The organism is Micromonospora sp. DT47, from assembly GCF_049844475.1.
Classification (GTDB): domain Bacteria; phylum Actinomycetota; class Actinomycetes; order Mycobacteriales; family Micromonosporaceae; genus Micromonospora.
The window spans coordinates 29,908-42,786 of record NZ_JBNCLC010000008.1; the positions used below are offsets into that span (position 1 = coordinate 29,908).

The following is a 12,879-nucleotide window of genomic DNA, read 5'->3' on the forward strand; positions in this document are numbered from 1 at the left end:
GCCCACCGGCGGGTACGCGAAGGGGCCCTCCCGGCGACGGAAGGGCCCCTTCGACCGACGACTCAGTACGCGGGCAGCGACGGGTCGATCTGCTTGATCCAGGAGAGCACGCCGCCCTGGACGTGCACGGCGTCGCGGAAGCCGGCCGCCTTCAGCGCGGCGAGCGCCTCGGCGGAGCGGACCCCGGACTTGCAGTGCAGCACGATCTGCCTGTCCTGCGGGAGCTTCGCCAGCGCCTCGCCGGAGATGATCTCGCCCTTGGGGATCAGCGTGGCGCCGGGGATCCGGACGATCTCGTACTCGGCCGGCTCGCGGACGTCGACCAGGAAGATGTCCTTGCCGGCGTCCTGCCACTCCTTCAGCTCGCCGGCGGTGATGGTCGCGTCGACCACCGCCTCCTGCGCCTCCTCGGAGACCGCGCCGCAGAAGTCCTCGTAGTCCTCCAGCAGGTCGGTGACCGTGGGGTTCTCGCCGCAGAGCACGCAGTTCGGGTCCTTGCGGACCTTGATCTTGCGGTATTCCATCTCCAGGGCGTCGTAGACCATCAGCCGGCCGACCAGCGGCTCGCCGATGCCGGCGAGCAGCTTGATCGCCTCGTTGACCTGGATCGAGCCGATGGACGCGCAGAGCACGCCGAGCACGCCGCCCTCGGCGCAGGAGGGGACCATGCCGGGCGGCGGCGGCTCCGGGTAGAGGCAGCGGTAGCAGGGGCCGTGCTCGGCCCAGAAGACCGACGCCTGGCCGTCGAAGCGGTAGATCGAACCCCAGACGTACGGCTTGCCGAGCAGCACCGCCGCGTCGTTGACCATGTAGCGGGTGGCGAAGTTGTCGGTGCCGTCAACGATCAGGTCGTACCGGGAGAAGATGTCGCGGACGTTGTCCCGGTCCAGCGCGGTGTTGTGGATCTCGACGTTGACCAGCGGGTTGATCTCGCGGATCGACGCGGCGGCCGACTCGGCCTTCGCGCGCCCGACGTCCGAGACGCCGTGGATGATCTGGCGCTGGAGGTTGGACTCGTCGACGGTGTCGAAGTCGATGATGCCGAGCGTGCCGACACCGGCGGCGGCGAGGTACATCAGGGCCGGCGACCCGAGGCCACCGGCGCCCACGCAGAGCACCCGGGCGTTCTTCAGCCGCTTCTGCCCCTCGACCCCGACGTCCGGGATGATCAGGTGGCGCGAGTAGCGGCGGATCTCGTCAACGGTCAGCTCGGCGGCGGGCTCGACGAGCGGGGGCAGCGACACGGTGGACTCCCCGGGATCGGCAGTGGTGAACCGCGCCATTGTCGCTCGCCGTCCCGCCGGTCGGCCATGAGCGGGGACACGTCGCCCGACATGCGGGAGCGGGAACAACTCAGATGCCGGGGACCGGCTCGCCCTCGTAGCGGGAGCCGTCGACGTAGGGGAATGCGTTGGCGACGCAGCCGTCCAGGCCGTACGTCTGCTGCTGCATCACCGGCGCCGGTTCGCCCGGCCCGGGGCAGGCCTGGTGCTCCTCGCCGAGCTCGTGGCCGACCTCGTGGTTGATCACGTACGTCCGGTAGGTCTCCACCGGTGCCCCGTAGTCGGGCACCCCGTCCATCCAGCGGGCCAGGTTGATGATCACCTGTCCGGGCAGCCGGCAGGAGGTGTAGCCGTCGGTGCTCAGCCCGCCCTCGGTGCACATCCGTTCCGAGGTGGCCGGGGTGGCCAGGTAGACGGTGAAGTCCGCCGCGGCCGCCGCGGCCACCCGCTGCATCCGCAGCTCTCCCGAGGCGATCCAGCTGCGCTGGTCGCCCAGCGCCTCGTCGACGGTGGCGGCGAAGGCGGCCACGTCCTGCCCGGTGCCCTGTTCCACCGCCACCCGGTAGTGGTGCAGCGGACCGTCGGCGCCCTGGATCGGCGACCGCCCGTCGGCGGCGGTGAACCGGCCCGGGCCGCTCGACGGGTACGCGGCGGCCCGGTGACCGGCGCCCGTCCCGTCCGCCAGCCGCCCCCCGGTCGGCGCGGTCGGGGTGGCCGGGTCGCCGGTCCGGGCGAGCGCCACCCCGGTGGCCGTCGCGCCGAACAGGACCACGCCGATCAGCACGGCGCGCCGCCGCCGACGCCGCATCCGGACCAGGCCGGGACGGGTGGTGCGGCCGGACGGTTCCGGGCGGTCGTCGGTGACGGTCGGGTCGATGGGGTCCACCCGTCCAGCATGGCAAACTATTCGGGCAAAACGGCGCTATTGCCGCAGCCGCCGCGAATGTGGTTCACATGGCGCGGCGGGGCTCAGAGCGCCCGGCCGGTGTACCGCCTACCGCCGAGAAACGGCCACGGGTTGGCCGTGCAGCCGCCCAGGAAGAGCGACTGCTGCTGCATCACCGGCGCCGGCCGCCCGGCACCCGGGCAGCCCTCGTGGTGGTGCCCCAGCTGATGCCCCACCTCGTGGTTCACCACGTACGTGCGGTAGAGCGACAGCGGCACCCCGGCCCGGACGAAGTGCGGCACCGAGGTCCGCCACCGGTCCAGGTTGATGATCACCTTGCCCGGTGCCCGGCAGGACGTGTACGGCCGCCCGCCGACCCGGACGTCCACGCCCCCGGCGAGGCACATCCGCCCCGCCGTCCCCGGCGTGGCCAGGAAGACGGTGAAGTCGGCCGGGGCGCCCGCCGGAACCCGGAGCAGCCGCAGCTGGTCGCCGTCCACCCAGCTCCCCGGCCCGGCCAGCGCCGCCTGCACCGCGTCGGAGAACGCCCGCACGTCCTCGCCGGAACCGTTCTCGACCGCCACCCGGTACCGCTGGACCGCCCCCGACCGGCCGAGCATGGCGCCGGCACGGTCGTCGTACCCGAAGGTGCTCCACCCAGCGGCCGGCACCGCGCCGGCCAGCCGGAGCACCGGCGGCGCCGGGCTCGACGCGGACGGGCTCGGGCTGAGGGTCGGAGCCGGCGCCGAATACGGCGACGGCGAACCGGCGGTCGGCACGGCGACCGGGTCGGCGGCGAGCGGGCCGGTGCCGGCCTGCGGCCGCTCGGCGGTGATGGCGACCCCGACGAGCGCCGCCGCCAGGAGCGCGGCCAGCAACAGGACCGGACGCCACCGGGTGGACGGCCCGAGTGGCCGGGCGCGGTGCGGCGACCGCGGGGCGCTGTCGCCGCCGCGGCGGAGGAGATCGGACATCCCGGTCAGCCTGCCATGTCGGGACATACGGCGGAGTCCTCCGTTTCGGCGAGGAGTCCCACCACCGCGCGGGCCACCGTCCGGGGCACCTCCAGCTGGGCCACGTGGCCGACCCCGTGCAGCATCAGCAGCCGGCTGTCCGGGATCACCCGGGCCGTCTGCGGGGCCACCCGGACGTCCACCAACCGGTCCTGCATGCCCCCCACCACCAGCGTGGGCGCCTGGATCGAGGCGGCGATCCGCCACATCGAGCCGGGCCCCGGCAGGTACGACCGCAGGAAGCTGGAGACCAGGCCGCGGAACGTCCGGACGTACGCGGCGGCGTAGTGCGTCGCCTCGTAGCGGATCCGGATCTCCTCCAGCGCCTCCTGCCGGCGCTGCTCGCTGATCCGGCTGAGGTCCGCGACGCACGCCTCCATCGCCTCCTGGGCCATCACCTCGGGCGCCAGCTGGGCCAGCCGCCAGGCGGCCAGCCGCTCCCCGCGCGGGATGGCCAGCAGCGGCAGCATCCGCCCCTGCAACGAGCGGTGGAACGCCAGGAACGGCAGCGCCGGGGAGATCAGGGTGAGGGTGCGCACCAGGTCCGGGCGCAGCCCGGCCACCTGCACCGAGATCGCCCCGCCCAGCGAGTTGCCGAACAGGTGCACCGGGCCCCGGCCGGAGTGCTCGATCCACCGGATCACCCGCTCCGCGAAGGTCGGGATGGTGTAACGGCGGCCGGGCTCGCTGCGCCCGAAGCCGGGCAGGTCGATGGCCTGCCCGTCGAGCCGGTCGGCGAGCAGGCCGGCCAGGTCGGTCCAGTTCTGCGACGAACCACCCAGCCCGTGCACGTAGAGGGCGGGTTCGGCGTCCGGGCCGGTGGCCGGCGTCTCCCGGACGTAGGTGATCGTGCCGTCGAGGCGTACCGACCGGCCGGGCCAGGGCGGCGGGAGGTGGTGGGCGGGCAGCAGGTGGTCGGGCCAGAGGGCGGCGCGCTTCATTCCCCTAGTTTTCCCGCCGGAACCCGCGTCGACACCGCCACCGGCTCAGGACAACAGCGCCTCGAGGCGACGGTTCACCGCGGCCAGCGTCGCCCGGACCACCGCCTGCCGCGGGTCGCCGGCGACCAGGGCCGAGCCGGCCAGCTGCTCCACCCAGCCGTCGCAGACCAGCAGCACCACCACGGTCGCCACCTCGCAGTTGCCGAACGGCACGACCGCGGTGTGCTCGACGAAGCAGCGCCCCCGGTCGGCCGTCCGTTCGGACCCGCGCAGCAGCTGGTCGACCGCTGCCGCGGCCGCCACCGCGCAGAGCCGCAGGACGTACCCGTCCACGGCCGGCCCGGTGGAGTGCCCGGCGGCGGTCTCGCCCCCGGCGAGCAGGCGCACCTCGACGGTCGCGTCCAGACCGAAGGTGCTCACCTGCACGTGGTCGATCACCACCCGGGGCCCCGGCACGCCGCCGGTGTGCAGCGGGCGGGAGGGCGCGGTCTCCGTCGTGGTCATCTGCCCACCGGAGTACGACGTGCCGACCGTGGCCGGGCTGCCGGCGGCCGGCGGCGCGGAGGTGGCGGCCACCTCCTCCACACTGGCCCGACCCCGGTGGATGGGCGCCTGGCGGCGTCGCCGTGGCACGCCGGCCACCGTCTCGGCCGGCTCACCCGACCCGGCCGGGGTGGCGGAGCCGCTCGGCGCGCCGGGGAATCCCGCCCCGGCGACCGGACGGTCCTCGCGGGCGAGCGGGTCGGCCGCGCGGGTCGGGCTCGACGGACCGCCGGCCCGGGGCTGCTGGTCCCGGACGGTGGCCCGGGGATCGGTGGGTCGGGCGTCCGCCTCGCGGGCCCGCGACCGGGTCTCGCCGGCGCGGGTGTCCGCGCCGCGCGGCTCGGCCAGCCGGCTCTCCGCGGCCCTGGTGTCCGCGGCCCTGGTGTCCGCGGCCCTGGTGTCCGCGGCGCGCCCCTCGGCGGTGCGGGCCTCGCTGGGCCTGGTCTCCGCGGCCCTGCTCTCCGTGGCGCGGCCCTCGGCGGCCCTGTTCTCCGCGGCGCGGCGACGCAGCGGCGGCGCCGGGGCGGCCGGCGCGCCGGGCAGGTTCTGCGGGGCCGCGGCCAGCCCCATCCGCTCCTGAAGCAGGCGGGCCACCATCCGGCTCACGTCCGCCGGGTCGGCCCCGTCGGAGAGGTCGAGTCGCAGGCTGTGCGCGCCGGCCGGGGTACGGCGCAGCGCCGCGTCCCGCACGCCGGCCACCTCGCGGACGGCGTCGAGGATGGCGTTGACGTCGAAGCCCTCAGGGCGCTCCCGCAGCGGCGCGGGCTCGTCGTCCCGACGTAGGTGGGTGGCGATGCGGGCGAGTTCCGGGGTCTCGGCGGGTGGCTCCACGGCTGGCGGCTCCGGCACGACGGGCACGTCCGGTTCAGCGGGGACGCGCTGCGGCAGCACCGCCGAGCCGCGGTCCGACCTCCCGTCGTCCACGGCCGGCTCGGTCGTGGGCTCCGGATCGGGGGCGGATCGGCGGGCCGCGTAGGGGGGTGCGCTCGTCGGGGCGGGCGCGGACGACGTGGGGTCGAGGCGACGCGGCCCGCTCGTGGCGGGGAGGACTGCGGCGCCGGGACCGGCGAGAGTCGGCGGGTGGCCGTGGAGATCCGGCGGGACGGCGGCCTCCCCCGGTACGGACCGGAGGCGGAACGGCCGCTGCACCCGCTCGGCGCTCGGGGTGGAGTCAGGGGACGGGGCGCTGTCCGGGGTGGGCTGTTCGGCCGGAGCGGGTGGGGCGCTGCGCGGCGCGGTCGCCGACGGACCGCCGGCCCACCCGGGCGGCTGCACGACCGGCCGGTCGAAGCCGGGCCGGTCGACGGCGGCGCGGTCCACGGCGGGCGGGCCGACGGCGGGCAGGTCGGGGGCGGCCCGGTCGACCGGGGGCCGGTCGCGGGTCGACCGGTCGACGGCCGGCTCCTCGGTCGGCGCGGGCACCGGACGGACCGCCGGCTCGGGCACCACCGGGGGCTCCGGCTCCGAGCGGCTGACCTCGTAGGAACGGGCCGGCTCCGAGCGCACCGGCTCGTACGACCGGGCGGCCTCGGCCCGGACCGGCTCGTAGGGGCGGGCGGGCTCGGGGCGGGTGGGCTCGTACGGCCGGTTCGGCTCGGCGGCCCACTCCGGCGTACGGCCCGCGCGGGCCCGGCGACCACCCGGCTGCTCCTCACGCGACCAGGACGGCGCCCAGCTGCCGCCCCAGCTCGGCCCGTTCCAGTTCGGCGCGGACCAGTCCGGTTCGTCGGCCGGCGGGGTGGGCCGGCGGTCGGCGACCGGCTCGCTGCCGCGCCGGTCGGCCTCGGCCGGGGCGGCGGCCGTCGGCTCGGCGCCGAACCGGTCCGCCCAGCGGGGCGGCTCGGCGACCGGCGACGGCTCGGCCTCGGCGCGGCCGGTCTGCGGGGCGTGGAAGCCGGGGGGCACCTCGAAACCGGAGGCGGCGGTGCCCACCGGCGGGACCTGCACGGCCGGCGGGGCCGACGAGGGGAACATCCCCTCGGCCCAGGGGCTCACCCGGCCCGCCGACGGTTCCTCGGAGGCGTGCCGGACGGAGGCGTCCGGCTCGGACTGCTGCTCGCCCGGGGGCGCCGGCCGCTGCGCCGGCACGACAAGTCGGTCGCCGTCGGGGTCGCGCCGCGCCTCGGGACCGAACCGGGGCGGATCCGCGGGCGGGGCGCTCACCGGCGCCGGCCGCCCCGGGAGGTCGCCGTCGGCGTGGCCGACGCCGTTGAGATGGGCCCGCCCGTTGCGCGGCGCGGGGTCGTCGGCCGGAGGGCTGGAGAGCGGTGCCGGCAGGTCGCCGTGGCGGGGCGAGGAGGCACTCCAGCCGGCGGGGGGATCGGGGTGGCGCCACGGGGAGGCGGGCTCCCGGTAGGCGGGGGCCTCCGCGCCGGACCACCCGGTCGCCGGAGGTGCCCACCCGCTGACGGAGCGGGCCAGGTCGTCCTGCTGACCCGTCCCGTCGCCGTGCTCACCCGGGGTGGCGGCACCGGGTTGCCCTGTTTCACTCACCGTGCGCTCCTTGGTCGCCCCCGCTGAGGCTACCGTGTGGTGACAGTGGCGATAGGTTACGGCGGCGGGCCAATTCCGGGACCGGGGTGGATGCCCGGCCGGTACGGGGTAAAAGTGCCGGCTCGTACGAAGAAACTCGGAGGTTCCCATGACCGCTGTGGGGAACGGTGCCCAGACCGCCGGCCGGCCCACCAGGCTGCCCCGATCGGCGCGCCGTAAGCAGCTGCTCGCGGCGGCCCAGGAGGTGTTCGTCGCCCAGGGCTATCACGCCGCCGCGATGGACGACATCGCCGAACGGGCGGGGGTCTCCAAGCCGGTGCTCTACCAGCACTTCCCGGGCAAGATGGAGCTCTACCTGGCGCTGCTGGACACGCACTGCGACGCCATCGTCGCCAAGGTGCACGACGCGATGCGCGGGACCAACGACAACAAGGAGCGGGTCGGCGCCTCGGTGCGCGCGTACTTCGACTTCGTCGACCACGAGAGCGAGGCGTTTCGCCTCGTCTTCGAGTCGGACCTGCGCAACGACCCAGCGGTCCGGCAGCGGGTGGAGCGGGTCGAGCAGGGCTGCATCGCGGCGATAACCGACACCATCATCTCGGACACCGGCGTCAGCCGGGCGCACGCCGAGCTGCTCGCCTCCGGCCTGGTCGGCGCGGCCGAGACGGCCGCCCAGTTCTGGCTGGCCGGTGGTCGCCAGGTACCAAAGGCGGAGGCGGAGGCGCTGGTGGCGGGCCTGTCCTGGCGTGGGATCGCCAGCTTCCCGCTGCAAGGTGAGTCAGCCGGAACATCCGGCCCCGAGATCGGATAGCCTTCCCATCGGCGGCTCTTTCGCCCACCTGAGGAGGCACAGTGGAGGTCAAGATCGGCGTGCAGTACGCGCCCCGCGAGCTGGTTCTGGAGAGCGCGCAGTCGCCGGCCGAGATCGAGCAGATCGTGACCGACGCCTTCGGCAAGGACGAGGGGACGCTCTCCCTGACCGACGAGAAGGGCCGGCGGGTCATCGTGCCGGTCAGCAAGGTCGCCTACGTCGAGATCGCCGAGGCGTCCCCGCGGGCGGTCGGGTTCACCGTCCGCTGACCCGGTCCGGCCTCCGCGGCGGCTGAGTCCGCCGCGGGCCGGACCCGGCGCCCGGTTCACCGCACGCGTCCCGCGGTCGGCGGCCGGGGCCCGCACCGTGGCCGCCGGTCAGTTGTTGAGACCGGCGGCGGTCATCCGGGCGGTGTGGTTGGCGGTGAGCTTCCGGAACAGCGCCGGCACGTCCATCCCGTCCCGTGCGATAAGCGCGGTCAGCGCCCCGCGGTCCGCCGCCGCGACCCGCCCCGCCTGGGAGAGCGCCTCGCCGACGAGCCGCCGCGCCCACATCGAGAGCCGGTTCGCCACCCGGGGGTCGACCCCGATCGCGGCCCGGATCTCGGCCGCCGCGAACTCGGCGTACCGGGACTCGTGCAGGACGTCCCGCACCAGGCCCCGGTACGGCTCGTCCAGCCGGTCGGCCATCTCGCCGAGGAAGTCGTCGGTGATCCCATCCCCGACGTACGCCTTGGTGACCGCCTCCAGCCAGTCCCTCGGCTCGGTCGAGTCGTGGTACGCCTGCAACGGCGCGACGTACGGGGCCATCACGTCGTCGGGGGTCGCCCCGAGCGCGGTGAGCCAGTCGGCGAGCCGGCGGTAGTTGCCGATCTCCGCCGCCGCCATCTCGCTCAGCGCGGCCCGGCGGCGCAGGTCGGGGGCGAGCCGGGCGTCGGCGGCGATCCGGTCGAAGGCGAGCAGTTCGCCGTAGGCGACCAGGCCGAGCAGGTCGACGACGGCGTCGGGGCTTGTCGGGGCGGACACGACGCGCAGGCTACCGTCCGGGCCGTCACCTTTCCGCCCCGTTGGGGTGACGCAGGTCACAATTGCCACCCCCGGGGCAGGCCCGGTCACTGCGCGTCGGGTCGCCCGGCAGGGCGCTCGGGTAGGATAGAGCAGTTGCCGCGGGCGCCGATCTGATCGAAGTCCTGCCTGCGGCGCGCGTGCGGCCCGGTCCGGCTCGGCGATACCGCCCCCGACCGCGTGGCCCGCGTCAAACCGATCGCGCCCTGAGGACAAGACGGGGCGCACCACGAGAGGGCACCCCCAGATCCAAATGAGCGAACAAGTTCTCGAACAGCTGGGTGGCCAGGAGCTGGTCCCCACCGCCCCGGTCCGTCCGGAGGCTCCCACCTTCGCCGCGCTCGGCGCGCGGCCCGAGACCGTCGAGGCCCTGGCCGCGGCGGGCATCACCCGCGCCTTCGCGATCCAGGAGTACGCGCTGCCGATCGCGCTGCGCGGCACCGACCTGATCGGCCAGGCGCCGACCGGCACCGGCAAGACCCTCGGCTTCGGCGTACCGCTGCTCGAGCGGGTCTTCGCGCCGGGCGAGGGCAGCGACGGCGTGCCCCAGGCGCTGGTCGTCGTCCCCACCCGCGAGCTGGGCATCCAGGTCGCCAAGGACCTGGCCGCCGCGGGCCGGACCCGGGGCGTACGGGTGCTGCCGATCTACGGCGGCGTGGCGTACGAGCCGCAGATCGACGCACTGCGCAAGGGCGTCGAGATCCTGGTCGGCACGCCGGGCCGGCTGATGGACCTGCAGAAGCAGAAGCACCTGCGGCTGGACCGGGTGCGCGCGCTGGTGCTCGACGAGGCCGACCGGATGCTCGACCTGGGCTTCCTCGACGACGTCGAGAAGATCCTGGCGATGCTGCCGGAGGACCGGCAGACGATGCTCTTCTCGGCCACCATGCCGGACCCGATCGTCGCGCTGTCCCGGCGCTTCCTGCGCCGTCCGGTGACGATCCACGCCGGGCACACCGCCGAGACCGGCCCGTCCCCGCAGACCCAGCAGCTGGTCTACCGCACCCACTCGATGAACAAGGTCGAGATCGTGGCCCGGATCCTGCAGGCCGAGGGGCGCGGGCTGACCATGATCTTCACCCGTACCAAGCGGGCCGCCGACCGGGTCGCCGAGGACCTCGACTTCCGCGGCTTCGCGGTCGCCGCCGTCCACGGCGACCTGGGCCAGGGCGCGCGGGAGCGGGCGCTGCGCGCGTTCCGCGCCGGCAAGATCGATATCCTGGTCGCCACCGACGTGGCGGCCCGGGGCCTGGACGTCACCGGCGTCACCCACGTGATCAACTACGACTGCCCCGAGGACCAGGACACCTACACCCACCGGATCGGTCGTACCGGCCGGGCCGGGGCGACCGGCGTCGCGGTGACCTTCGTCGACTGGGACGACATGCCCCGCTGGCGGATCATCGACAAGACGCTCGGCCTGGAGATGCCGGAGCCGCCGGAGACGTACCACACCTCCCCGCACCTCTACACCGACCTGGACATCTCCCGGGACGTCACTGGCACCCTGCCGACCGCGGAGCGGACCCGTGCCGGGCTCGCCGCCGAGGTCGAGGAAGACCTGGGCGGCCGGCCGCCGCGCGGCGACGGCGGTGCCCGGGGTTCCCGGCGCGGCGAGAGCCGTGGGCGGGGCGAGCGGAGCGAGCGGGGCGAGCGGGGCGACCGCCAGCGCGGTGGCCGCTCCGACGCCGGTACGCCGGACGCCGAGGCGCCCGCCGACGCCTCCGCCGAGGAGGGCACCCGTACCCCGCGCCGCCGGCGTCGCCGCCGGGCCGGCGATGTGGTCGCCGGCGAGCCGACCGCGGTGATCACCGCCGACTCCGGCGGCACCGAGCCGGCCGCGGCCGCCGTCGAGGGCGAGCCGTCGAAGCCGCGCCGCCGCCGGCGCCGTCGTGGTGGCGGCGCGGGCGCCGGTACGCCGGCCGAGGCAACCGCCGACTGACACCAGCCACACCCGACATCCCCCGCACCGCCTACGCGGTACGGGGGATGTCCCCTTTCCCGCCGTGCGGCGCCGTGCCGCGCCGCGCCGACCTGATCGACTCCATTTGCGGGATGTTGCGCCATCGCGAGCGGTCGGACACGGCGACATACCGCACATGGAGTGGATCAACGGTGGCCCCCTACCGGTGGCACCGGCCACGTGACGAGGAAGATGGAGCGATGCCCGAACCACTCGACGCCGCCCTGACCGAGGTCCGGGCGCTGCTGCTCGACCCCGCGCTGACCCGCGCGGTCGCCGCCGGCCGCCGCCGCGGGCAGCGTCCCTCGGTGGTCCGCGCCGAACTACGCCCGGTGGCCCTCAAGACCGGTCCCCGGTTGCAGATCTCCACCTCCGACGGCGCCCGGCCGTACACCCGGAACGTGGCCCCCGGCGCGGAGGCCGACGCGGCGGTGGACGCGCTGCTGGCCGAGCCGTTCGGCAACTGGCACGTGGAGACCGCCGACGGGACCCTCCAGTTGCGGGTCACCAAGTCGGGCGAGGCGCAGGTGCACCGGGCCGCGGCCGCCCGGCCGGCCGCCGAGCCGGGCGGGCACGATCGGGCCAAGGAGTACCTGCTGGATCCGGGCGACCCGATCTTCGCCGAGATCGGCGGTTCGGCGGCCAAGCGACGGCAGGTTGACGCCTTCCTGCGCGCGCTCGCCGCCACCCTGCCCGACGACCTGACCAGCCCGCTGCGGGTGGTCGACCTGGGCTGCGGCAACGCGTACCTGACCTTCGCCGCGTACCGCTACCTCACTCAGCGGGGCCTGGCCGTCGAGCTGGTCGGCGTGGACGTCCGCGAGGACCAGCGGCGGCGCAACACCGAGCTGGCCGAGCGGCTCGGCTGGGGCGACCAGGTCTCGTTCGTGGCCGGCACCATCGCCGACGCGGTGGTCGAGCCGGCCCCCGACCTGGTGCTGGCGCTGCACGCCTGCGACACCGCCACCGACGAGGCGCTGGCCCGGGCGGTGCGCTGGAACGCCCGGTGGGTGCTGGCCGCCCCGTGCTGCCACCACGACCTGGCCGCGCAGCTGCGCGCCCGACCCGCCCCCGCCCCCTACGAGCTGCTGACACGCCAGGGCATCCTGCGGGAACGCTTCGCCGACGTGCTCACCGACGCGCTGCGCGCCGGGCTGCTGCGGCTGCACGGCTACCGGGCTGAGGTGGTGGAGTTCGTCGACTCCGCGCACACCCCCCGGAACCTGCTGATCCGGGCCCGGCGGACCGGCCCCGCGCCCACCGAGGGGCAGCAGGCCGAGTACCGGGAGCTGGTCGACCAGTGGCAGATCACGCCCCGGCTGGAGACGCTGCTGGCCGCGGACCCGCCCCGGGCCTGAGCCGCCGGGCGGAGCCGGTCAGCGGCGCCGCCCGCCGTTGGCGCCCCGGCCCCGACCCGACCGCTCGCCCGACGGGCCACGCTCGAAGACGGAGATCCGGTCGCCGTGACCGCCGTACGGCGACCGCTCGTCCTCCCCCGACATGGTCGGGAAGGGCACCACCTTGCCCGGCGTCTCGGCGTTGCCGGCGGCGGTGAAGGCGTTCCAGGAGATGTCGACCAGCAGCCGCTTGAGCTCCGCGTGCCGGACGGCCGCGCTGAGCTGCAGGGCCAGCCGGATGCCGAGCACCACGCCGACCAGGGTGGTGGTGACCGCCCCCGCGGCGGCCAGGACGTGCGCCCCGGTGGCCTGCTCGCCGGTCAGCGCCAGCACCAGCAGCCAGATCCAGAAGGCCAGGGCGAAGACACCGGCGTTCGCCACAAAGAAGAGGCTGATCGCACCCGGGCGGTGCGGCACCGGACGGACGGGGTCGGCCATGCTGCTCCTCATCGGTGTGCCGGGACGCGCCGGGCGGACGGGTGGGT

Annotated in this window: 10 protein-coding genes and 1 pseudogene; 4 read left to right on the forward strand and 7 right to left on the reverse strand. The window is 75.5% G+C overall.

Annotated features, from left to right (window positions below; genetic code table 11):
• Positions 1–62: 62 nt before the first annotated feature.
• From moeZ to ACLQ2U_RS14535, 5 genes and pseudogenes are all read right to left on the reverse strand, one after another.
• Positions 63–1,283 carry an adenylyltransferase/sulfurtransferase MoeZ gene (gene moeZ, locus ACLQ2U_RS14515; RefSeq protein ID WP_425751152.1) on the reverse strand — a complete coding sequence of 407 codons (1,221 nt, stop codon included), beginning with the start codon at positions 1,281–1,283 and terminating at the stop codon, positions 63–65.
• Between the two features lie 70 nt (positions 1,284–1,353).
• The gene (locus ACLQ2U_RS14520; RefSeq protein ID WP_425751153.1) at positions 1,354–2,169 is read right to left on the reverse strand and encodes a DUF3152 domain-containing protein; all 816 of its coding nucleotides are present in this window, start codon (positions 2,167–2,169) and stop codon (positions 1,354–1,356) included.
• Between the two features lie 83 nt (positions 2,170–2,252).
• A complete protein-coding gene (locus tag ACLQ2U_RS14525) occupies positions 2,253–3,143 on the reverse strand; it encodes a DUF3152 domain-containing protein (RefSeq protein WP_425751154.1) in 891 nt (296 codons plus the stop codon).
• Between the two features lie 5 nt (positions 3,144–3,148).
• Positions 3,149–4,123, reverse strand: a complete 975-nt coding sequence (locus ACLQ2U_RS14530) for an alpha/beta fold hydrolase (RefSeq protein ID WP_425751155.1) — start codon at positions 4,121–4,123, stop codon at positions 3,149–3,151.
• A 45-nt stretch (positions 4,124–4,168) separates the two neighbouring features.
• A pseudogene (locus tag ACLQ2U_RS14535) lies at positions 4,169–5,341 on the reverse strand (hypothetical protein); the annotation flags it as partial.
• Positions 5,342–7,307: 1,966 nt separating this feature from the next.
• Here ACLQ2U_RS14535 and ACLQ2U_RS14540 point away from each other — a divergent pair.
• A complete protein-coding gene (locus ACLQ2U_RS14540) occupies positions 7,308–7,970 on the forward strand; it encodes a TetR/AcrR family transcriptional regulator (protein WP_425751156.1) in 663 nt (220 codons plus the stop codon).
• A 41-nt stretch (positions 7,971–8,011) separates the two neighbouring features.
• Entirely contained in the window at positions 8,012–8,239 is a 228-nt protein-coding gene (locus tag ACLQ2U_RS14545; protein ID WP_334449574.1) for a DUF3107 domain-containing protein, read from the forward strand.
• A 108-nt stretch (positions 8,240–8,347) separates the two neighbouring features.
• On the opposite strand, the gene ACLQ2U_RS14550 is transcribed toward ACLQ2U_RS14545, so the two are convergent.
• Positions 8,348–8,995: a ferritin-like fold-containing protein gene (locus tag ACLQ2U_RS14550; RefSeq protein ID WP_425751157.1), complete on the reverse strand. Its 648-nt coding sequence runs from the start codon at positions 8,993–8,995 to the stop codon at positions 8,348–8,350.
• A gap of 292 nt (positions 8,996–9,287) precedes the next feature.
• On the opposite strand from ACLQ2U_RS14550, the gene ACLQ2U_RS14555 reads away from it, so the two are divergent.
• Both ACLQ2U_RS14555 and ACLQ2U_RS14560 read left to right on the forward strand, forming a co-directional pair.
• Positions 9,288–10,976 carry a DEAD/DEAH box helicase gene (locus tag ACLQ2U_RS14555; protein ID WP_425751158.1) on the forward strand — a complete coding sequence of 563 codons (1,689 nt, stop codon included), beginning with the start codon at positions 9,288–9,290 and terminating at the stop codon, positions 10,974–10,976.
• 221 nt (positions 10,977–11,197) lie between these two features.
• A complete protein-coding gene (locus ACLQ2U_RS14560; RefSeq protein WP_425751159.1) occupies positions 11,198–12,355 on the forward strand; it encodes a class I SAM-dependent methyltransferase in 1,158 nt (385 codons plus the stop codon).
• 18 nt (positions 12,356–12,373) lie between these two features.
• Here the strand turns inward: ACLQ2U_RS14560 and ACLQ2U_RS14565 are convergent, their stop codons facing one another.
• Positions 12,374–12,832 carry a hypothetical protein gene (locus tag ACLQ2U_RS14565; protein WP_425751160.1) on the reverse strand — a complete coding sequence of 153 codons (459 nt, stop codon included), beginning with the start codon at positions 12,830–12,832 and terminating at the stop codon, positions 12,374–12,376.
• Between the last annotated feature and the right edge of the window lie 47 nt (positions 12,833–12,879).